Origin of the sequence: Stenotrophomonas sp. Marseille-Q5258, assembly GCF_946900935.1 — a bacterium.
Taxonomy (GTDB): Bacteria; Pseudomonadota; Gammaproteobacteria; order Xanthomonadales; family Xanthomonadaceae; genus Stenotrophomonas; species Stenotrophomonas nematodicola.
Genome location: NZ_CAMPPN010000015.1, coordinates 19,780 through 41,467, shown reverse-complemented (window position 1 = coordinate 41,467; position 21,688 = coordinate 19,780). Strand labels below are relative to the sequence as shown.

Here is a 21,688-nt window from a genome sequence, read left to right as displayed (position 1 = left end):
ACGGCTGCAACGCAGTGTCCGCCGGCGCCGGTGGCGGCCGCGGGTTTGCGCAGTTCCGGGTCCGGCGAGGGGCGGAGACCCGCGGCCTGCTTGGCGGCAGCCGCGGTGCTTGAAGCCTGCGCCGGAATTGGGATATAGATACGCTTTCGCAGCGGCGCCAGACCAGCAGAAGCGTCGCGCGCTCGGGGAAAGGTAATGACTGAAAACATGGCTGCGGGTGGGGAACTCGCAGGGCTCAGGGTCATGGTCATCGACGATTCGAAGACCATTCGCAGGACCGCGGAAACACTGCTCAAGCGCGAAGGCTGCGAGGTGGTGACCGCGACCGATGGTTTCGAGGCGCTGGCCAAGATCGCCGACCAGCAACCGCAGATCATCTTCGTGGACATCATGATGCCGCGTCTTGACGGGTATCAGACCTGCGCGTTGATCAAGGGCAACCAGCTGTTCAAGTCCACGCCGGTGATCATGCTGTCCTCCAAGGACGGCCTGTTCGACAAGGCGCGCGGGCGCATCGTCGGCTCGGAGCAGTACCTGACCAAGCCATTCACGCGTGAAGAACTGCTGGGTGCCATCCGCACATACGTAAACGCCTGACCAGGGGGGAAAGGCACAATGGCTCGAATCGTTCTGATCGAGGATTCACCGACCGACCGTGCGGTGTTCACGCAGTGGTTGCGCAAGGCCGGCCATGAAGTACTGGAAGCGGACAACGCCGAGGACGGGCTCCAGCTCGTGCGCGAGCAGTTGCCGCAGCTGGTGCTGATGGACGTCGTGCTGCCGGGCATGAGTGGTTTCCAGGCGACCCGCGCGATGGCGCGGGACGCAGCGACCAGGCACATCCCGGTGGTCATCGTCAGTACCAAGGCGATGGAAACCGACAAGGCATGGGGGCTGCGACAGGGGGCGGCCGATTACATCGTCAAGCCGCCGCGCGAGGAGGAACTGATCGCGCGGATCAACGAACTGGTGGTCTGATGCGCTCTCCCTTCGACATCCTGGAAGCCTACGAACGGCGCAGCCTGGCCCATGCCGTGCAGCTGCCGGAACGACAGTTTTCGCAGGATCTGTGGCGTGGTGTCGGCTACCGGGTCGGCAGGCGCCGGCTGGTGTCCGACTTCCGTGAAGTGGTTGAAATCGTGCCGATGCCGCCGGTGACCCCGGTGCCCGGCGCGCAGCCGTGGCTGCTGGGCGTGGGCAACCTGCGCGGCAATCTGTTCCCGGTGGTCGACCTGAAGTACTTCCTGGAAGGCGAGCGCACCGTGCAGCAGGAAGGCCAGCGCGTGCTGATCATGCGCCAGGCCGGTGGCGACGTCGCGCTGACCATCGATGAGCTGTTCGGCCAGCGCAGCTTCGAGCAGGACCAGGACGTGGCGGCCGGCGATCTCGCCGAAGGCCGGTACGGCCACTTCGTCGACCGCGCCTTCCACGGCGACGGTCATGACTGGGGCGTGTTCTCGCTGTCGCTGCTGTCGCGCACCCCCGAATTCAGGCAGGCCGCGGCCTGACCGTCGCCGTCTGTCTCACCGCATTGAAGATCGAGGTTGAACCATGAGTACTGCTTCGGAATCCGCCAAGGCCGGCAAGCTGGGCTCGGTGGGAACCAATTTCTGGCTGGGCCTGCTGGCCCTGTCGATGATCGTGTTCGGCGTCAACACCGGCGTAGCCACCTGGCAGGGCAGCCGCCTGGCCGGCGCCAGCACCGGCGCGGCCGACCTGCAGGTGTTGTCCCAGCAGCTGGCCAACCAGGGCCGTGAGGCGGTGTCGGGCAACGCGCAGGCGTTCACTGCGTTCAAGGACACCAAGACCCGCATCGAAGGCACGGTGAGCAACCTCAAGGGGCGCTACGGCAACGAGGCCAACGTGGCCGGCCCGCTGGAGCAGCTCAGCCAGACCTGGGAGCCGCTCGGCAAGAGCGCCGGCCAGCTGGTGGCCAGTGAACCGGCGGTGCTGGCGCTGGCCGGCAATGCCAACAACTTCGTCAACGGCGTGCCGGCCCTGCAGGCGCAGCTGAACGAAGTGGTCCGCGCGATGTCGGCCGGCGGCGCGCCCGCCTCGCAGGTCTACAACGCCCTGCAGCAGGTCGTGGTGGTGGGCTCGATGGCCCGCCGTGTGACCGAAATGCGCGCCGGTGGCGCCAATGCCGCCGCCGCCGGCGATGCGCTGGCGCGCGACTCGGTGGTGTTCACCCAGGTGCTCGACGCGCTGCGCAACGGCAACGAGGAACTGGGCATCACCCCGGTCCGCAACGCCGCCGCACTGACCGCGCTGGAGCAGTCGCAGAAGCAGTGGGACACGATGAAGCAGGACGCCGACGCGATCCTGGCCAGCTCGCGCCAGCTGTTCGCTGCGCAGTCGTCGGCCGCCGCCCTGACCGCCGGCGCCGGCAGGATGCTGGACGACAGCAAGAAGCTGTTCGAAGCCTTCTCCTCGTTCGGTTCGGTGCGCGATACGCGGTTGTTCCCGAACTTCTGGCTGGGCGTCATTTCCGGCGCGCTGTCGCTGATCGCCATCGTCGGCTTCGTCAGCAGCACCGTGCGCAGCCGCTCGCGTGAACAGGAACTGCGCTACCAGACCCAGGTGGAGTTCAACAGCCGCAACCAGCAGGCGATCATGCGGCTGCTGGACGAAATCAGCTCGCTGGGTGAAGGCGACCTGACGGTCAAGGCCTCGGTGACCGAGGACATGACCGGCGCGATCGCCGACGCGATCAACTACGCCGTGGACGAACTGCGCCACCTGGTGACCACCATCAACGACACCTCGGCCAAGGTCGCCGTGTCCACCCATGAAACGCAGGCCACGGCCATGCAGCTGGCCGAAGCGGCCGGTCACCAGGCCAACCAGATCACCTCGGCGTCGGACCGCATCGGCGAAATCGCGTCGAGCATCGAGCAGGTGTCGCGCAACTCGGCCGAATCGGCCGACGTGGCCCAGCGCTCGGTGGTCATCGCCGCCGAAGGTGCCGGCGTGGTGCGCGAAACGATCCAGGGCATGGACCAGATCCGCGACCAGATCCAGGAAACCTCCAAGCGCATCAAGCGCCTGGGTGAGTCCTCGCAGGAAATCGGCTCGATCGTGGAACTGATCAACGACATTTCCGAGCAGACCAACATCCTGGCCTTGAACGCGGCCGTGCAGGCGGCCTCGGCCGGTGAAGCCGGGCGTGGTTTCGCGGTCGTGGCCGACGAAGTGCAGCGCCTGGCAGAACGTACCTCCGGCGCGACGCGACGCATCGAAAACCTCGTCCAGGCCATTCAGGCCGATACCAACGAAGCGGTCAGCTCGATGGAGCAGACCACCGCCGAAGTGGTGTCCGGTGCGCGCCTGGCCGAAGACGCCGGTACCGCCCTGACCGAAATCGAACGCGTGTCCAACGCGCTCAACAACCTCATCAAGAACATCTCGATCGCTGCCCAGCAGCAGTCGGCCGCTGCATCGGACATCACCCGCACGATGGGCGTGATCCGTCAGATTACCGGCCAGACCTCGCAGGGTGCGGGACAGACCGCCGAGTCGATCGGTCATTTGGCACAGCTGGCGGCCGACCTGCGCCGCTCGGTTGCCGACTTCAAGCTGCCGGCGTGAACGACCGGCAGGGCGGAGAGGGAAGGAATCAGCAGATGATGCATCGCCACAATCACCAGCACATCCTGTGCGCGAACCTGCCCGGAGCCCTGGCATGAGCACGCTGCGCGATGCGATGAGCCACGCTGCCCTGGGCTGGGTCAAGCCGGAGCTGGACGAAACCCTGCGCCAGGTCCGGCACGAGGTCGAGTACTTCGTGGAAGACCCCGCTGACGGCGGCCGCATGCGCTTCTGCGCCGGCTACCTGCATCAGGTGCAGGGCACCCTGCGGATGGTCGAGCTGTATGCTCCGGCGATGGTGGCCGAGGAGCTGGAACAGCTGGCCAACGCCATCGGTGCCGGACAGGTGCCCGACCGCGATGAAGCCTGTGCCACGCTGATGCGCGGCAGCGTGCTGCTGCCCGATTATCTGGAGCGCCTGCAGAACGGCCACCGGGATATCCCGATCGTGCTGCTGCCGCTGCTCAATGACATCCGGGCTGCGCGCGCTGCGCCGGGCATCAACGAAAGCGTGCTGTTCGCCTTCGCGCCGGACAGCGCCAGCGCCACCGAAGCCGAACTGGACCACGCGCGCGGCAGCCTGAGCGGCCGCAACCGCGAGCTGCTCGATACCGTGGGCAACGCGGTCAAGGAAGAACTGCTGCGCATCAAGGATGCGCTCGATCTGCACCTGCGCACCAACGGCGAGCCGGTGCAGCTGCAGACCCAGGTCAACGAGCTGGGTGCGGTGGCCGATACCCTCGGCATGATGGGCCTGGGCGTTGCCCGCGGCGTGGTCGTGCAGCAGCGCGATGCGCTGCGCAGCGTGGTCGACGGCGAACAGCAGATCGACGAAGGGCTGCTGCTGGATATCGCCGGCGCGCTGCTGTACGTGGATGCATCGCTGGACGACCAGGTGGCCCACCTCGGGGCCGGCGGCAGTGGCGAGGACGACCCGAGCGCGGTGGAAAACCGCCGCACGGTGGAAGTGCTGGCCCATGAGGCGATCGCCAACTTCGCCGCGGCGCGCGAGCACTTCGTCGCCTTCATCGAAACCAACTGGAGCCACGCGCAGCTGCAGGAAGTGCCGCGCCTGCTGGGCGAGGTGTCCGGCGCGCTGCGCATGCTGGATCTGGCCGTGCCGGCCGACTACCTGCAGGGCGTGCGCCAGTACATTGCCGTTGAGCTGATCGGCAAACAGCGCGTTCCCAGCGGTCGCCAGCTCGACACGCTGGCCGATGCGATGGCCAGCCTGGAGTACTACCTGGAAGCGCTGCGCGAACGCCGTCCCGGTCGCGACGAGATACTGGACATCACCCGCAGCAGCCTGGAAACCCTGCGTTACTGGCCGTTGCCGGATGCCGGCAGCGCGCCGGCGGATACCAGCGCCGAAGCGCTGCCGGTCGCCGCCGAGCGCATCGATGTGGCCGCGTGGGACGCGCCGTCGATCGAGCCGATCGCGATCGAACCGACCCCGCTCGCTGCGCAGGAACCGGTCAGCGTGCCGCCCCCGTTGCCGGACTTCACCTTCGATCCGCTGCCCGCGGCACCCGCGCAACCCGCGCCGTCCGCGCCGGTCGCGCTGGTGTTCAACGCCTCCACCGCGCCGGTGGCACCGGACGCGCCGCAGTGGGAGCTGTCCACCGCGCGGCCGCATGATGAGGTCTCACCGGCATCTGCCGCGTTCGATCCGGTGCAGGCCGAAACGCCGCCCGCGCCGACCGCATGGAACCTCGTGCCGACGCTGGACAGCGTTGCCGCCGAGGCCGCCGATACCGACACCGCCGATGCGCTGTCGGGGGCCGATGATGTCGATGCCGTGGCCGACGAGATCGTGATCGCCCACAGCGCCGCCGGGTTCGACCCGGTGGCAGCTGAGCATGACGTGCTGGACATCAGCGACGAGCCGATCGAGTTCACCTTCGACGACGACCTGCGCAACGCCGACGACGTGCTGTCGCTGGATGTCCAGGATGCCCAGGATGCCCAGCGTGTCCAGGAGGCGGCGCACCTGGCCGAACCGGACGCGTTCGATGTGGACGCATTGCCGACCTTCCTGCAGGACACCGCCGCCGGCGGCGGCAGCGATGGCGTTGCCGCGTCCGGCGACATGGACGCGGATGCACCTGCGCCGGTCGAGGACGCTGTCCCCGCCGATGCGCTGCCGGACGACACCCTGGCGGTCGATGTGCCGCTGACCCCGGTCAGCGGCGGCGTGCATGAAGCGGTGATCGGCAAGATCGACCTCGATGACGAATCGGCGCGGTTCCTGGCCGAGCTGGACGCGGCGGCGGCCCAGTTCACCACCCAGCCCGTCGAGACACCGGTCGCGGCCACGCTGGCGCCGGACACCCTTGATACCAGCATCGATGCCGGTTTCGAGGACGATGGCGAAAACATCGACCAGGACATCCGCGACGTCTTCATCGAGGAATTCGACGAAGAACTGGAGAATCTGGGCAACCTGCTGCCGGCATGGCGTGCCGCGCCCGACAATCTGGACCGCCTGCGCCCGATCCGTCGCGTCTTCCATACCCTCAAGGGCAGCGGCCGTCTGGTGGGCGCACGCACCCTGGGCGAGTTCAGCTGGAAGGTCGAAGGCATGCTCAACCGCGTGCTCGACGGCAGCCGCGCGGCCACCCCGGCGGTCGTCGCGATGGTCACCCAGGCCTATGAAGTGCTGCCGCAGCTCAATGCCGCGCTGCGCGGCGACAGCCGCGTGACCGCCGACCTGCAGGCCATGCAGGCCATTGCCGACCGCGTGGCGGCCGGTGAAGAGACCTTCCACGTGCCGCTGCAGCGCCCGGCCCCCGTTGCCGCGCCCGTGGCGGAGAACACGACCGCCGAGACGCCTGTCGAGCCCGCGCTCGAGGTGCCGGCGGACGCCCCGGTCGAGGCCGGTACGCCGGCCAATATCGACAGCGTGCTGCGCGAAATCCTCGAGGCCGAGGTCGACACCCACCTGGCCACGCTGCACGCGTGGCTGGATTCGGCAGCGGTGACCCCGGCGCCGGTGACCGATCTGCTGCTGCGTGCCATGCACACCATGAACGGTGCGTTCGCGATGACCGAGGTGCCGGAGATCACGGCCGTCACCGGGGCTGCCGAATCGTTCATCAAGCGCTCGCTGGCGGCCGGTGAAACGCCGGAGACCGACGGTGTGGCGGCGCTGCGCGATGCCGCCGCCGCGATCACGCTGACCATGAACGCGTTGCAGACCGAGTTCCCGCGCATTCCGGTGCAGCACGACCTGGCCGCACGCCTGCAGGCGCTGGCCGATCGGCTGCCCGAAGCGCGCTGGCCGGCGCTGGTCGACGACGACGCGATCGACGTGGAGACGGCGGAGCTCGATGCGCTCGACGCCGACGTCGACGTCGAGGTCATCGACGCCATCGACGCCATCGACGCCGAGCCGGTGGTCGATGCAGTGAAGAGCGCGGATGCCGATGCGACAGCAATCGATGCACCGTCTGAGGCTGATGCCCATGCTGACGAGCGCATCGAGGACATCGACGCTGTCGCGGTGAGTGACGCCGGACAGAGGGCGGCCGCCGATCCACTGGGCGCGGACGTACTGCCCGACGCCGACGCATCCGTACAGGACGTCGACGCGGCCGGCTTCGCCCGTTCCGATGCGTCCGACGACGTGGATGTGCAGGACGCGGAGCTCGAGGCCGACGGCCTGGTGGTCCTGGATGCGGCAGACCTGGCCGCCGACGAGGCGTCGGTGCTGTCCATCGGCGACCTGACGGGCAGCGACGACCTGACGGGCAGCGACGACCTGTCCCGCTTCCTCGATGAAACATCGCTCCCGGCGGCCCTTGCCACCGGTACCGCCGGCGTCGCGACCGCCAGCGGCGACGACGCCGATGCCGACGTGGTTGTTGCGGTGGATGCCGTGCTGGAGACCGCCGCGAACGACACCGCAGCGGACGGTCTGGACGCGGTCGAGCTGACCGCCGCCGATGACCTGTCGCGCTACTTTGGTGTGGTCCACGACAACGCCGGCGCCGCGCCGGCAGACCACGACGCCACCGATGCCGCGCCGCCGGCGTTCGACGGTGAGGCGTTCAGCGACGAGGAAGAGGACGCCCTCATTGCCGACGCCCATGCCCTGGACGACGTGTTGCCGCCGGTGCCGTCGTTCGGCGAGCCGGTGGACACGCAACAGGCGCTGGATGACGGCCTGACCGTGGTCGATGCGCCGGAGGGCAATGAGGCGCCCGTGGTGGGGGTGATCGGACTCGACGCCAGCAACGATGACGGCGCCGGAGCGGATGCGTTCGCCGATACGCTGGACGACACCGGAACGCAGGAGAGCGCCGCAACGCGCGTCGCGCCCACGCCGTTCTTCGAACTGGAACAGTCCACCGTCGCGATCGATGCATCGGTCGATGCGCCGGCATCCTCCGCGACCCTTGACGCCGACGCCGACGCCGACGCCGACCCCGGGCAGGCGCCCACGCGGGTCGATGGGCAGGGTGCAGAGGATGCCGCCGACGCGCTGGACTTCAGCGTGCTCGACCAGGAGCTGGTCGACATCTTCGTGGAGGAGGGCAAGGATCTGCTCGACCACTGCGATGGCCTGATCAGCGAACTGCGCGCCGCGCCGCAGGACCGCGACGTGCTGGCCGGGCTGCAGCGCGATCTGCACACCCTCAAGGGTGGCGCGCGTATGGCCGGGATCAATCCGATCGGTGACCTTGGCCACGGCATCGAATCGTTGCTGGAAGCCGTGGCGGCCAACCGCACCGACATTGACCGCAGCGACGTCCATCTGCTGGAGCGTGGCTTCGACCGCCTGCACCAGATGCTCACCCGCACCGGTGACCACCGCACGGTGGCGATGCCCGACGACCTGATCGCCGCCTTCGAGCAGCGGACCCAGGGCCGTGCGGTCGTGGTCGAGGACGCGCTGCCGGCCGAAGCGCCGGTGGTGGAGGACCGCAACCAGGCCGTGGCCGATGCGATCGCCACACGGGTGGCCGCACCGCTGTCCGCGCCGGTGCCGCTGGAAGTGGTCGGCGACGACGACGCGCTGGCACGTCCGCAGCAGGAACAGGTGCGTGTGCGCGCCGATCTGCTTGACCGCCTGGTCAACCATGCCGGTGAGGTGGCGATCTACCGTTCGCGGCTTGAGCAGCAGCTGGGCGCGTTCCGGGGGGCCATGTCCGAACTGGACCGCACCAACGCCCGTCTGCGCGACCAGCTGCGCCGACTCGACCTGGAAACCGAAGCGCAGATTGTCGCGCGCTACCAGCGCGAGCAGGACCAGGCCGACCACAAGTTCGATCCGCTGGAACTGGACCGCTTCTCCACCCTGCAGCAGCTCAGCCGCGCGCTGAACGAATCGGCGGCCGACCTGGGAGGCCTGCAGGGTGTGCTGGATGATCTGTCGCGCCAGTACGACGTCCTGCTGCAGCAGCAGTCGCGCGTCAGCTCGGAACTGCAGGATGGCCTGATGCGCGCGCGCATGGTGCCGTTCGACGGGCTGGTGCCGCGCCTGCGCCGCGTGGTGCGCCAGGCCGGCCAGGACACCGGCAAGCAGGTGCATGTCACGCTGGAAGGCACCCACGGCGAACTGGACCGCAACGTGCTGGATCGCATGGTCGCGCCGCTTGAACACATGCTGCGCAACTCGGTCGCCCACGGTCTTGAAACGCCGGAGCAGCGCCGTGCCGCCGGCAAGCCGGAAGAGGGCGAGATCGCCATCCGCCTGCGTCGCGAGGGCTCGGAAATCGTGCTGGAAGTGGCCGACGATGGCGCCGGCCTGGACCGTGACGCGATCCGTCGCCGTGCCGAACAGCGCGGCCTGATCGAGGCCGATGCGGTCCTCAACGACACCGAATTGGATGCGATGATCTTCGCCTCCGGCTTCAGCACCGCCGACCAGGTCAGCCAGCTGGCCGGCCGTGGCGTGGGCATGGACGTGGTGCACAACGAAGTACGCCAGCTCGGCGGCTCGGTGGACATCCACTCCGTGCGGGGGCAGGGCGTCACCTTCACGCTGCGCCTGCCGCAGACGCTGGCGGTCACCCAGGCCGTGTTCGTGCAGATCGGTGACACCACCTACGCGGTACCGGTGGCGTCGGTCAGCGGCATCGGCCGCATCTCCCGCGAGCGTTTCGAGTCCACCAGCGCCGGTGTGTACCACTACGGCGGCGAAGAGTTCGCCCTGCACGACCTGGGCACGCTGGTCGGCCAGGCCCAGGCACGCGCCGAAGGCCAGGCCCAGGTGCCGCTGCTGCTGGTGCGCGCCGGCGACCTGCGGGCTGCCGTGGCCATCGACCAGGTGCTCGGCAACCGCGAAATCGTGGTCAAACCGGTGGGTCTGCAGATCGCATCGGTGCCGGGTATCTACGGCGCCACGATCACCGGCGATGGCCGCGTCGTGGTCATCCTCGACGTCGCGCCGCTGGTGCGTCGTTTCCTCGCCAACCCGCACAAGCCGATCGCGGTGACCACCCAGGTCAGCGACCGCGACGTGCCGCTGGTCATGGTGGTGGACGACTCGCTGACGATGCGCAAGGTCACCGGCCGCATTCTGGAGCGCCACAACTTCGAAGTGACCGTCGCCCGCGACGGTGTCGAAGCACTGGAGCGGCTGGAGGAGCGCGTGCCCGATCTGATGCTGCTGGATATCGAGATGCCGCGCATGGATGGCTATGAACTGGCCACCGCGATGCGCGCCGATCCGCGTTACCAGCAGGTGCCGATCGTGATGATCACCTCGCGCAGCGGCGACAAGCACCGCCAGCGTGCGTTCGAAATCGGTGTCCAGCGCTACCTGGGCAAGCCGTACCAGGAACTGGATCTGATGCGAAACGTTTACGACCTGCTGGGGATCGCCCGTGTCCGCGAGTGACTCCCATCCCCTGTTGTCGGTGGCGCTGCTGGCCCGTGACGGTGCGGCGCGCGACCGCCTGCGCGATGCGCTCGGCCACGCCGGTGCGCGCCTGGTGTTCGAGGGCGATCCCAATACCCTGGAGCCACAGGCGCTGCGCGATGCCGATCCGGGCGCGGTGCTGATCGCACTGGAACCGGCCATCGAGGATGCGCTGGAACGCCTGGACCCGGTGCTGGCGTCGCCCTCGCTGACCCTGATCTTCGACGAGGCCGACCTGGCCGCCCGTCGCGACGGCTGGGAAGCCCAGCGCTGGGCGCGTCACCTGGCGGCCAAGCTGCATGGGCACCAGGACGTGCTGCCGCCGGGCTCGGAGCAGGACCACCTGCTGCAGCCCGAACCTGGCCTGCCGACCACCCCGGCGCAGCTGCATGCCGATGCGCCGCTGTCGTTCCACGTGCGCGAGGCGTTCGACGCGGCGACCGAGGTGCCGGCTGACGGTCTCTACCAGGCGCCGTCCGGCATCCGCGAGCCGATGTCGCTGGAAGAAGCGCTGGCCGGGCTGCAGGCACCGCCGGAAACGGTGCCGGCGCCCGTCAACGCGGCGCCGCCGGTGGCGCCGCCCCCTTTGCCGGTGGCCTCCTTTGGCGATCACAGCAGCTGGTCGCTGGTCGATGACCACGGCACGCCTGCTGCAGCGTCCGTCGCCGCCGCTGTGCCGCCGCCTGCGTTCGACAGCGAACGCCTGTCGCTGGTGGCGCTGGAAGCCGACGTGGACCCGGGCAGTGCCGCCCCCGGCGCGGTCCTCGTGCTGGCAGGCATCGGCGGTCCGGACGCACTGCGCCGGCTGCTGGCTGGCCTGCCGGCCACGCTGGCTGTGCCGGTACTGGTGCACATGCGCCTGGACGGCGGCCGCTACGGCAACCTGGTCAAACAGATGGCCCGCGTCTCCGCGCTGCCGGTGGTGCTGGCCGAAGCCGCGCAGCCGGTGGAAGCCGGGCAGGTGTACATCCTGTCCGACGACATCGGCGTGACCGTCCACAACCGCGGCCTGCACTTCGTCGCCGATGCCCACGGCGTCCAGGTCGGCGCGCTGCCGCCGGCGCACAGTGCGGTGGTGCTGCTCAGTGGCGCCGATGCCAGTCAGGTCGATGACGTACTCGCACTGGCCGTGGCCGGTGCCTGGGTGGCTGGCCAGGTGGGTGAGGGCTGCTACGACCCGACCGCCGCCAATGCGGTGGTCGCTGCGGGCATGGAGGCCGGTGAGCCGCAGCAGCTGGCCCAGGTCATCGCCGATCGTTGGGGCGGGGACACGTGAACCACGCCGCCGCCCATTACAGGAACCAGAGCGCATGAGCTACGCCAACAACGACGAAATCCGCGGCGTCCTGATCCAGGCCGGGCATGAGCGCGTGCTGCTGCCCAACGCCACCGTCGCCGAAATGATGTCCAAAGTGCCGGTCGAGACGATCGCCGATGCGCCCGCCTGGCTGGTGGGGCAGATCGCGTGGCATGGCTGGGAAGTGCCGCTGCTTTCGTTCGCGCGCCTGTCCGGGCTCGGCGACGAGCCGGTACATGGCAACAACAAGGTGGTGGTGCTGAAGGCCCTGGGAGGCAATGCGCAACGCCCCTATTTCGCCCTGCTGACCCAGAGCTTCCCGCAGTTGATCTCCGTCCCGCGCGACGGCCTGCTGGCCGACGCCTCCGAGGAAACCCTGCCGCAGGGGGTGCACATGCGTGTGCTGCTGGGCGAGCAGAGCGCACTGCTGCCGGACCTGGACGCGCTGGAAGCGGCGTTGGACCAGGCCCACCCGGTGGCGTGACCGGCAGGCCACGACCGGGGGTCGTGGCACTGCTTACCCCAGATCGCCCAAACGCGCCTGCACGGCCGCAATCGCGGCCAGCCCGGCGGTCTCGGTGCGCAGGATGCGCGGACCCAGCTGCAGGCCCTGGAAGCCGGCCTGCTGCAGTGCCTGGCGGTCGCGCGGCGACCAGCCGCCCTCGGGCCCGATCGCGATCACCACACCGCCGGCCGCCGCCTGCAGGGTGGACAGGCGATGCTCGCCGAGGGGATCCAGGGTCAGCTTGAGCGCCCCGGCGGGCAGGCCGTGTGCTGCATCGAGCAGCGATTGCGGTGCGGCCACGGACGGCACGCGTGCCCGGCCAGACTGGCCGCAGGCCGAGACCACCACGCTGACCCAGTGGGCCAGGCGCTTTTCCGCGCGCGCCGCATCCAGCTTTACTTCGGTGCGTTCGGCGTTCACCGGCACGATGGCATTCACGCCCAGCTCGGTGGCCTTCTGCAGGATCAGGTCCATTTTCTCTCCGCGCGCGATGCCCTGCAGCAGGGTGATGTGCAGCGGCGACTCGTTGGCCACCTCGTGGGCGTCATCGATGCGCACCTGCGCATCGCGCTTGCCTGCTTCGACCAGGCGTGCGGTGTAGTCGTGGCCATCGCCGTTGAACAGCACGCAGGTATCGCCCTCCCGCAGGCGCATCACGCGCACCAGGTGGTTGGCCGCGTCCTCGGGCAGCGACACGGTCTGGCCGATCGCGAGGGCGGTCGGGATGAAGCTGCGGGTCACGCGCATGCGGTGGCGTCCTCGATGGCGGCCAGGGTGGTCTGGGCCAGCAGGTCCAGGTGTTCGTCCTCCACGCAATAGGGAGGCATCCAATACAGCACGTTGCCGAGTGGGCGCAGCACCACCCCGCGCTTCAGCGCGGCGGTGTAGGCGCGCAGCCCGATCCGCGCCTCGGCAGGGAAGGGGGTGTGTCTGTCGCCGTTGCGGGCAAGCTCGAAGGCCACCACCATGCCGGCCTGGCGCACGTCGGCCATGTGGGGATGGTCGGCGAACGGCGCGGCCAGTCGCCGCATCACCTCGGCGGTGCTGCGGTTGCGCGCGATCACATCGTCAGTGGCGAAGATGTCCAGCGTGGCCAGCGCGGCCGCGCAGGCCAGCGGATTGCCCGTATAGCTGTGCGAATGCAGGAAGGCACGCTCGCGCGAGTCATCCAGGAAGGCGTCGTACAGTGCCTGGGTGGTCAATACCGCGGCCAGCGGCAGGAAGCCACCGGTAAGGCCCTTGGACAGGCACAGCAGGTCCGGCATCACCCCGGCCTGTTCGCAGGCGAACAGCGTGCCGGTGCGGCCGAAGCCGGTAGCGATTTCATCGGCGATCAGGAATGCGCCGTTGGCATCGCACAGCGCCCGCGCCCGCTGCAGATACACCGGGTCGTGCATGCGCATGCCGCCGGCGCACTGCAGCCGTGGCTCCAGAATCACCGCGCAGATCTCGCCGGGATGCCGGTCGAACAGGTCGGCCAGGCGGTCGGCGGCCTCATGGGCGCGCTGGGCGGCACTTTGACCGGGCTCGGCCAGATAGGCGTCGGGGGACGGTGCGAACAGTGCTTCGGTGAGGAGCGGCGCGTACACCCGGCGGTACAGCGGAATGTCCCCGACCGACAGGGCGCCCAGCGTCTCGCCGTGGTAGCCGTTCTCCAGCGCCACGAAGCGGGTCCGGTGCATCTCGCCGCGGTTGCGGAAGTAATGGAACGCCATCTTCAGCGCCACCTCCACGCCGGCCGACCCGTTGTCGGCGTAGAACACCTTGGCCAGCGGGTCGCGCCCGGGCTGACGCGGTGCGATCGCCAGCAGGCGCTCGGCCAGGGCCACCGCCGGTTCGTGGCTGAAGCCGGCCAGCATCACCTGCTCCAGCTGGGTGGCCTGGTGCGCGATGGCCGCGCCGATGCGGGGCTCGGCGTGACCGAACAGATTGGTCCACCAGCTGCTCACCGCATCCAGGTAGCGGCGGCCATCATGGTCGATCAGCCACGGGCCTTCGCCACGCGCGATCGGTACCAGGGGCAGGGTGTCGGGGTGCTCGCGCATCTGGGTGCACGGGTGCCACAGCACAGCCAGGTCGCGTTGCCGCCACCGGTCGGCCAGCGTGAGGGGGGCTGGGTCTGCTAGCATTTCGGGCTCATGAACACGTTTTCACCTGCACACATTCTATCCAAGAGCCTGTTCGCATGAGCCGTCGCCTGCCCATCATCCACCAGATCACGGACGAGGAAAGCGGGCCCTTCCAGCGCCAGCACCTGGACCTGGAATTCTCCAACGGCGAACGCCGCCGTTTCGAGCGTCTGGTCAGCCGGGGCCACGGCGCGGTGGTCGTGGTGCCGATGCTCGACGAGGAGACCGTGCTGCTGGTGCGTGAATACGCGGCCGGCGTGCACCGTTACGAGCTCGGCCTGGTCAAAGGGCGCATCGATGCCGGGGAAAGCCCCGAGCAGGCCGCCGACCGCGAACTGAAGGAAGAGGCGGGGTACGGTGCCCGCCGCATTGATGTGCTGCGCGCGATGACGCTGGCGCCGACCTACATGAGCCACCAGTCCTGGCTGGTGGTGGCCCGCGACCTCTATCCCGAACGCCTGGTGGGCGACGAACCCGAGGAGCTGGAAGTGGTGCCCTGGAAGCTGGCCGATCTGGACCAGCTGATGCTGCGCGAGGACGTCTCCGAAGGCCGTTCGCTGGCGGCGTTGTTCATCGCCCGCGAGTGGCTGGGACGTCGGGAATGATCAAACTCACGACGGATCTGCGCGAAACCGTCATCGCCATCGCCCAGGACGCCGCCGCCGCCATCATGGGGGTGTATGCCACTGCGTTCGATGTGGAGATCAAATCCGATCGCAGCCCGCTCACCGCGGCCGACCTGGCCGCCAACCAGGTGATCGAGCGCGGCCTTGGCCAGCTCACTCCGGACCTGCCGATCCTGTCCGAGGAATCGGCGCAGGTGCCGTGGGAGGTGCGCCAGCACTGGGGTGCCTATTGGCTGGTCGATCCGCTCGACGGCACCCGCGAGTTCGTCAAGCGCAACGACGAGTTCAGCGTCAACATCGCGCTGATCTACCAGGGGGCGCCGGCCTTCGGCGTGGTGCTGGCGCCGGTCAGTGGCACGGTCTGGCATGCGATGCGTGGTGAGCTGGCGTATCGCCGCGACGGCATGCGCGACTCGGTGCTGCGCACCCGCACGCCGGCCGTGCCCCCGCTGAAGGTCGCCGCCAGCCGTTCGCACCGCAGCCCGCAGACGCAGGCGCTGCTGGACCGGATGGGCGGGATCGAGCTGGTCGCACAGGGCTCGTCGCTGAAATTCTGCCGGCTCGCCGAGGGCACGCTCGACGTCTACCCCCGGTTGGGACCGACCGCCGAATGGGACACCGCCGCAGGTCAGTGCGTGCTGCACGCCGCCGGTGGTGCGGTGCTGTCGGCGGCCACCGGCAAGCCGTTCCGCTACAACCGCCGCGACACCCTGTTGAACGGCGACTTCATCGCGCTGGGCGATACCCGCCTGCCGTGGCGCGACTGGTTGCCTGCCTGACCCCATCGGAGAACCCCGCATGACCCCCAGTGCCGAACTGGACCGCCTGCTGCAGATCATGGCGCGCCTGCGCGATCCCACGCAGGGGTGCCCGTGGGACCTGCAGCAGGACTTCGCCAGCATTGCCCCGTATACCGTCGAGGAGGCCTACGAAGTGGCCGACGCGATCGACCGCGGTGACCTGGACGACCTCAAGGACGAACTGGGCGATCTGCTGCTGCAGGTGGTCTTCCACGCACAGATGGCCAGCGAGCAGGGCGCGTTCGCCTTCGCCGACGTCGCCCGTGCGATCAGTGACAAGATGCAGCGGCGTCATCCGCACATCTTCGCCGACGTGGAGGTCGACGACGCCGACCAGGTCAACCTGAACTGGGAGGCGATCAAGCGTGCCGAACGCGCGGCCAAGGGCCACACCGATACCTCCGCGCTGGCCGGCATTTCGCGTGGCCTGCCCGAGTGGCAGCGGGCGGTGAAGCTGCAGGCCCGCGCGGCCCGGGTCGGCTTCGACTGGCCCGACCCGCAGCCGGTGCTGGACAAGGTGCGCGAGGAACTGGACGAGGTGGCGGCGGAATTCGCCCGCGGTGATGTCCAGGCCAACCACGCGCGCCTGCAGGAAGAACTCGGGGACCTCCTGTTCGTCTGTGCCAACCTGGCCCGGCACGCCAAGGTCGATGTCGGCGCGGCGCTGCGCCAGGCCAACCACAAGTTCGAGCGCCGCTTCCGCGCGATGGAGGCGCAGGCCGCCGCCGCCGGGCAGCGCATGGACGCGCTGGACCTGGAGGCGCAGGAGCGCCTCTGGCAGCAGGCCAAGCGCGACGAAGCGACATCGTGAACACGCTGCTGCTGTTCGTACTGACCGCCGTGGCCGAAATCGTCGGCTGCTACCTGCCGTGGCTGTGGCTGCGCAAGGACGGCAGTGCGTGGCTGCTGCTGCCGGCAGCGGCCAGCCTGGCCCTGTTCGCCTGGCTGCTGACCCTGCATCCGGTCGCCAGCGGCCGCGTCTACGCCGCCTACGGAGGCGTCTACATCGGCACTGCGCTGATGTGGCTGTGGCTGGTGGACGGCATTCGTCCCAGCCGCTGGGATCTGCTTGGCGTCGCCCTGTGCCTGGCCGGGATGACGGTGATCATGTTTGCCCCCCGCGGCAGCTGAACCGGGTGTCGCAGCGCAACTGACCGTACAATCGGGACATCACAGGGAAAGGAGTTTCCGATGTTTCCGACCATGCTGTTCTCGCTGGTGCTTGCCTTCGTGGCCGTCGTCATCCTGTTCAAGGCCGTGCGCATGGTGCCGCAGGGCTACGAGTGGACGGTCGAGCGCTTCGGCCGCTACACCCACACCATGTCCCCCGGCCTGCATTTCCTGATTCCGATCGTCTACGGCGTCGGTCGCAAGGTGAACATGATGGAGCAGGTGCTGGACGTGCCCAGCCAGGAAGTGATCACCAAGGACAACGCCGCGGTGCGCGTGGACGGCGTGGTGTTCTTCCAGGTGCTCGACGCGTCCAAGGCGGCCTATGAAGTGGCCAACCTGGAAGTGGCGATGATCGCGCTGGTGCAGACCAACATCCGCACCGTGATCGGGTCGATGGACCTGGACGAATCGCTCAGCCAGCGCGAGGTGATCAATGCCCAGCTGCTGAGCGTGGTCGATCATGCCACCAACCCGTGGGGCGTGAAGGTCAACCGCATCGAAATCCGCGACATCCAGCCCCCGCGCGACCTGCTCGACGCGATGGCTCGGCAGATGAAGGCCGAGCGCGAAAAGCGCGCGCAGATTCTGGAAGCCGAAGGCTCGCGCCAGTCCGAGATCCTGCGTGCCGAAGGCGAGAAGCAGGCGGCCGTGCTCGAAGCCGAAGGCCGCAAGGAAGCCGCGTTCCGCGATGCGGAGGCGCGTGAGCGCCTGGCCGAGGCCGAAGCCAAGGCGACCGAAATGGTGTCCGACGCGATCGCCAAGGGCGACGTGCAGGCGATCAATTACTTCATCGCGCAGAAGTATGTGGAGGCGTTCAAGGAACTGGCGACCTCGCCGAACCAGAAGCTGGTGCTGATGCCGATGGAGGCCAGTGGCGTGATCGGATCGATCGCCGGTGTGGCCGAACTGGCCAAGGAAGCGTTCGCCAAGCAGGAAGAGAAGAAGGCCGCGCGCGCGGTGCCGCCGCGGATCGGAGGCTGACATGCGCTGGGAGGTCGTAGGCTGGGGCGCGCTGGCACTGGTGCTGTTTGCGGCCGAAGCGCTGGCCCCGGGGGCGTTCATGCTGTGGATCGGCATCGGGGCGGCGGCGGTGTTCGTGCTGGTGGCCGTGTTCGCCGACATTCCGCTGCTGTGGCAGGTGGTCGCGTTCGTGCTGCTCAGCGTGGTGTCGATCCAGTGCTACCGGCGCTGGGGGCGCTCCCACGATCGGCAGAGCGACGCGCCGTTGTTGAACCGGCGTGCCGAACAGCTGGTGGGGCGGGTGGTGCTGCTGGACCAGCCGATCGTCGCCGGCAAGGGCCGCGCCAAGGTCGACGACGCGTTCTGGGTGGTGGATGGCCCGGACCTGCCGGCCGGGAGCGCGGTACGGGTGGTGGCGGTGGCGGGCATGACGCTGAAAGTGCAACCGGTCTGAGCAGGCTGCGGCGGCGCATTCCGCACCGCCGCAGGCGTTGTGAAGACGGTTCTGGGATAATGGCGCTCTTGCCTTCATTCCCCCGGAACCGGTCATGACCCAGAAGACGCTTCTCAACGACACCCACCGCGCACTCGGCGCCAAGATGGTCGATTTCGGTGGCTGGGACATGCCCATCCACTATGGCTCGCAGCTGGACGAACACCACCTGGTGCGTGCCGACGCGGGCATGTTCGACGTCAGCCACATGACCGTGGTCGATCTGCGCGGCGCGCAGGTCAAGCCGTTCCTGCGCCGCCTGCTGGCCAACTCGGTGGACAAGCTCAAGGCCACCGGCAAGGCGCTGTACTCGTGCATGCTCAACCCGCAGGGCGGGGTGATCGACGACCTGATCGTCTACTACCTGGCCGACGACTTCTTCCGCATGGTGGTGAACGCCTCCACCCGCGAGAAGGACCTGGCCTGGATCCGTGAACAGGCGGCCGCCTTCGACGTGCAGGTCACCGAGCGCGACGACCTGGCGATCATCGCCGTGCAGGGCCCCACCGCACGCGCGCGCGTGATCGGCCTGGCCGCGGAGGGCGACCGCGCCGCATTGAACACGCTCGGCCGTTTCGCCGCGATCGAGGCGACCGCCGCCAGCGGTGCGCCGCTGTTCGTGGCGCGCACCGGCTACACCGGTGAGGACGGGTTTGAAATCCTGATTCCGCAGAACGACGTGGTCGCCTTCTGGAACGCCCTGGCGCAGGCCGGCGTACGTCCGGCCGGGTTGGGCGCGCGCGACACGCTGCGCCTGGAAGCCGGCATGAACCTGTATGGCCAGGACATGGACGAGCAGATCACCCCGTACGAAGCCGCCCTGGCCTGGACCGTGGCGCTGGACGAAGGCCGCGACTTCATCGGCCGCGAGGTGCTGGAAGCGCAGAAGGCGGCGGGCGACGCACGCCAGCTGATCGGCCTGGTGATGGACGAGAAGGGCGTGCTGCGCCACGGCCAGGCGGTACTCACCGCCAGCGGCCAGGGCGAGATCCTGTCCGGCACCTTCTCCCCGACGCTGGGCAAGGGCATCGCGTTCGCCCGCGTGCCGGCCGGTGAGCTGGGCCAGGTGCACGTGGACATCCGCGGCAAGCACGTCCCGGTGCGCGTGGTGAAGTTCCCGTTCGTGCGCGAAGGTCAGGCCCAGCCCGGCGTGCTGGTCGAGGCCTGATCCATCAGTTTCCGGCGCGCGGTTGCCCAGCGGCCCGCGCCGGTTGGTTACACTACCCCCGTTTCCCGAACCCCTGAATTTTCTCGGAGCAGTTCCATGAGCGAGATCCCCGGCGACCTCAAATTCCTCAAGTCCCACGAGTGGGCGCGCGTCGAAGGCAATGGCCGCGTCACCGTCGGTATTTCCGACCATGCCCAGGGCCTGCTGGGCGACCTGGTCTACGTCGAGCTGCCCAACGTCGGCGACACGGTCAAGGCGGGCGAGCAGGCCGCCGTCGTCGAGTCGGTGAAGGCCGCCTCGGACGTGTACAGCCCGATCACCGGTACCGTGGTCGAGGTCAACAGCGCGCTGTCGGACAAGCCGGAAACCATCAACGAAGATGCGTACGGCGAAGGCTGGATCTTCGTGGTGGAAGTGACCGGCACCGACGAGTTGAACGAGCTGCTGGCGCCGGACGACTACGCCGAGCTGCTGGAGAACGAGGATCACTGATCCTGCGTCGCTCCCAGGAACGGCCGCCTTGTGCGGCCGTTTTTTTTTGGCTGTTCTCCCGCGGACGGGAAAACGAACGGCATGCACCGACGCGGCGGCGTTAGCGAGGCGTGATGATGTTGCGGTGTGCGCGCGCTGCCGGCGCGTTCCGCGTCGGCTCATGCCGTCGGGTTGGGAACCCATCGCGACGGGTCATGAGCATGCCGATGCGCGTCGCCGCACATCGACATGCGGTCGCAGGACGACCGCTGGCGACCTGCCGAAGGTGCGATCGCGCCGACACTGCGCGGCAGAAAGTTTGCGCATTTGCGTCAATCGGGTAGTAAAAAGCGCAGCCGGATGTGAAAACTTTTCCGACGGATTTTGCCCCTTTGTTGGCAGCCGGTCAGACAGGCGCGCCGCTGCTCGCACACCTGCCTGTGCGCATGCCGCCACCCGGGGTGTGTTTCGCGAAAGTGCTTCTTTTAAGTTGTTTTTGTTTCAGGGCTTGCCGCCGACAGGGCATCGGCGTGTCCGTTGGTGTGGGCATGACGTGTCGGTACGGGGTGTCCAACGGGTGCTCGGCGCAGCGCGTCGGACGTGTCCGGTGTGAAAATTTTTCGCCGGGGTTGTTGACAGTGAAAAAAAGCGTGATTAGGTTTCGCCAAGCAGACCTTGCCTGCCAAGAGAGTGAGCAGAATCGACATCCAGTCGCGAAGCACAACCAGGACATCCACCTTGCATCCGATGACGGTGGAGTCGGCTTCGCTTCCTTCGGTGAAATGCAAGGGCACCCCTGATCCGACACCTGCCTGGCCGATCCCGGTAGGTGTCCCCGTATCCGTCACGACGCGCATGACGCGACGGCGGTCCCCGCAACGCAGCAACGGCGGGTTTGCTTTACCTGGGCGTTTCAACTCCATAGATCACTGACGAGGAGCCATCCCATGGCAACCAAGAAAGCTGCGAAGAAAAAGCCGGCCGCCAAAAAGGCAGCCAAGAAGGTCGCTAAGAAGGCGACTGCCCGTAAAGCCGTGAAGAAGGTCGCCAAGAAGGCGGCGGCCAAGAAGACGGTGAAGAAGGCCGCCAAGAAGGCGACCGCCCGCAAGGCAGTGAAGAAGACAGCCGCCAAGAAGGCGGTCAAGAAGGTAGCGAAGAAGGCGGCTGCCAAGAAGACCGCGAAGAAGGCAGTGAAGAAGACGGCGAAGAAGGCCGTCCGGAAGGTCGCCAAGAAGGCGGCTGCCAAGAAGACCGCGAAGAAGGCTGTCCGCAAGGTAGCCAAGAAGGCGGCGGCCAAGAAGGCCACCCGCAAGACGGCGAAGAAGGCCGTCAAGAAGGTAGCCAAGAAGGCTACGGCGAAGAAGGCCACCGCCAAGAAGGCGGTCAAGAAGGTTGCAAAGCGCAAGCCGGCAGCCCGCAAGAAGAAGGCTGCCCCGGTCGCCCTGCCGGCAACCCCGGCACCGCTGATCTAAGCGTTTCCCGATAGCCGCACCTGAAACTCCTTCCCCGGCAGCCCAGCGGGGAGGGAGTTTTTTTATGGGTGCGTTTCCGGTCGGTGCCCACAGAAAAAAAGGCGGCCAAGTGGCCGCCTTTTTCCAATGAGAGGTCGCTGC

19 protein-coding genes are annotated in these 21,688 nt (G+C 68.1%); 16 read left to right on the top strand and 3 right to left on the bottom strand.

The genetic code is table 11. The features are described 5' to 3' along the window. The first annotated feature begins 195 nt into the window (after positions 1–195). The 7 genes from pilG (at position 196) to OC534_RS11435 (ending at position 12,234) form a co-directional block, all read left to right on the top strand. Positions 196–597, top strand: coding sequence for a twitching motility response regulator PilG (pilG, locus tag OC534_RS11465; protein ID WP_017356958.1), 402 nt, complete (start codon positions 196–198; stop codon positions 595–597). Positions 598–615: 18 nt separating this feature from the next. Then, complete coding sequence (locus tag OC534_RS11460; protein WP_017356959.1) at positions 616–978, top strand: response regulator; 363 nt, start codon at positions 616–618, stop codon at positions 976–978. After that, complete coding sequence (locus tag OC534_RS11455) at positions 978–1,508, top strand: chemotaxis protein CheW (RefSeq protein WP_017356960.1); 531 nt, start codon at positions 978–980, stop codon at positions 1,506–1,508. Before OC534_RS11460 ends, OC534_RS11455 begins: the two co-directional genes overlap by 1 nt. Before the next feature lie 43 nt (positions 1,509–1,551). Continuing rightward, entirely contained in the window at positions 1,552–3,588 is a 2,037-nt protein-coding gene (locus OC534_RS11450; protein WP_262071815.1) for a methyl-accepting chemotaxis protein, read from the top strand. A gap of 94 nt (positions 3,589–3,682) precedes the next feature. Continuing rightward, complete coding sequence (locus tag OC534_RS11445) at positions 3,683–10,432, top strand: Hpt domain-containing protein (protein WP_262071814.1); 6,750 nt, start codon at positions 3,683–3,685, stop codon at positions 10,430–10,432. Next, the gene (locus OC534_RS11440) at positions 10,419–11,729 is read left to right on the top strand and encodes a chemotaxis protein CheB (RefSeq protein ID WP_262071813.1); all 1,311 of its coding nucleotides are present in this window, start codon (positions 10,419–10,421) and stop codon (positions 11,727–11,729) included. Before OC534_RS11445 ends, OC534_RS11440 begins: the two co-directional genes overlap by 14 nt. 34 nt (positions 11,730–11,763) lie before the next feature. Then, positions 11,764–12,234 (top strand): chemotaxis protein CheW, encoded by a 471-nt coding sequence (locus OC534_RS11435; RefSeq protein WP_017354592.1) that lies wholly within the window; start codon positions 11,764–11,766, stop codon positions 12,232–12,234. 33 nt (positions 12,235–12,267) lie between these two features. Here the strand turns inward: OC534_RS11435 and OC534_RS11430 are convergent, their stop codons facing one another. Beyond that, positions 12,268–13,002 (bottom strand): 16S rRNA (uracil(1498)-N(3))-methyltransferase, encoded by a 735-nt coding sequence (locus OC534_RS11430; RefSeq protein ID WP_136003063.1) that lies wholly within the window; start codon positions 13,000–13,002, stop codon positions 12,268–12,270. After that, positions 12,993–14,384, bottom strand: a complete 1,392-nt coding sequence (gene bioA, locus OC534_RS11425) for an adenosylmethionine--8-amino-7-oxononanoate transaminase (protein ID WP_017354594.1) — start codon at positions 14,382–14,384, stop codon at positions 12,993–12,995. Before bioA ends, OC534_RS11430 begins: the two co-directional genes overlap by 10 nt. A gap of 56 nt (positions 14,385–14,440) precedes the next feature. On the opposite strand from bioA, the gene nudE reads away from it, so the two are divergent. The 8 genes from nudE (at position 14,441) to gcvH (ending at position 20,096) form a co-directional block, all read left to right on the top strand. Continuing rightward, positions 14,441–14,989, top strand: a complete 549-nt coding sequence (gene nudE, locus OC534_RS11420) for an ADP compounds hydrolase NudE (RefSeq protein WP_017354595.1) — start codon at positions 14,441–14,443, stop codon at positions 14,987–14,989. Then, on the top strand, positions 14,986–15,789 hold the full coding sequence (gene cysQ, locus OC534_RS11415) for a 3'(2'),5'-bisphosphate nucleotidase CysQ (protein WP_017354596.1): 804 nt from the start codon (positions 14,986–14,988) through the stop codon (positions 15,787–15,789). The genes nudE and cysQ overlap by 4 nt, the downstream gene beginning before the upstream one ends. 19 nt (positions 15,790–15,808) lie before the next feature. After that, positions 15,809–16,621, top strand: a complete 813-nt coding sequence (gene mazG, locus OC534_RS11410; protein WP_017354597.1) for a nucleoside triphosphate pyrophosphohydrolase — start codon at positions 15,809–15,811, stop codon at positions 16,619–16,621. Next, positions 16,618–16,941, top strand: a complete 324-nt coding sequence (locus tag OC534_RS11405) for a YnfA family protein (protein WP_017354598.1) — start codon at positions 16,618–16,620, stop codon at positions 16,939–16,941. Before mazG ends, OC534_RS11405 begins: the two co-directional genes overlap by 4 nt. Positions 16,942–17,001: 60 nt before the next feature. Next, a complete protein-coding gene (locus tag OC534_RS11400) occupies positions 17,002–17,964 on the top strand; it encodes an SPFH domain-containing protein (protein ID WP_017354599.1) in 963 nt (320 codons plus the stop codon). Position 17,965: 1 nt separating this feature from the next. Next, positions 17,966–18,397 carry an NfeD family protein gene (locus OC534_RS11395; protein WP_017354600.1) on the top strand — a complete coding sequence of 144 codons (432 nt, stop codon included), beginning with the start codon at positions 17,966–17,968 and terminating at the stop codon, positions 18,395–18,397. A 94-nt stretch (positions 18,398–18,491) separates the two neighbouring features. Beyond that, complete coding sequence (gcvT, locus tag OC534_RS11390; RefSeq protein ID WP_262071812.1) at positions 18,492–19,604, top strand: glycine cleavage system aminomethyltransferase GcvT; 1,113 nt, start codon at positions 18,492–18,494, stop codon at positions 19,602–19,604. Positions 19,605–19,700: 96 nt separating this feature from the next. Beyond that, positions 19,701–20,096: a glycine cleavage system protein GcvH gene (gene gcvH, locus OC534_RS11385; protein WP_017354602.1), complete on the top strand. Its 396-nt coding sequence runs from the start codon at positions 19,701–19,703 to the stop codon at positions 20,094–20,096. Positions 20,097–20,560: 464 nt separating this feature from the next. Here gcvH and OC534_RS11380 read toward each other — a convergent pair whose 3' ends face one another. Next, positions 20,561–20,932, bottom strand: coding sequence for a hypothetical protein (locus OC534_RS11380; protein WP_154081099.1), 372 nt, complete (start codon positions 20,930–20,932; stop codon positions 20,561–20,563). Positions 20,933–21,022: 90 nt separating this feature from the next. Here OC534_RS11380 and OC534_RS11375 point away from each other — a divergent pair, with 90 nt between their 5' ends. Next, entirely contained in the window at positions 21,023–21,547 is a 525-nt protein-coding gene (locus tag OC534_RS11375; protein WP_017354603.1) for a hypothetical protein, read from the top strand. Positions 21,548–21,688 lie beyond the last annotated feature (141 nt).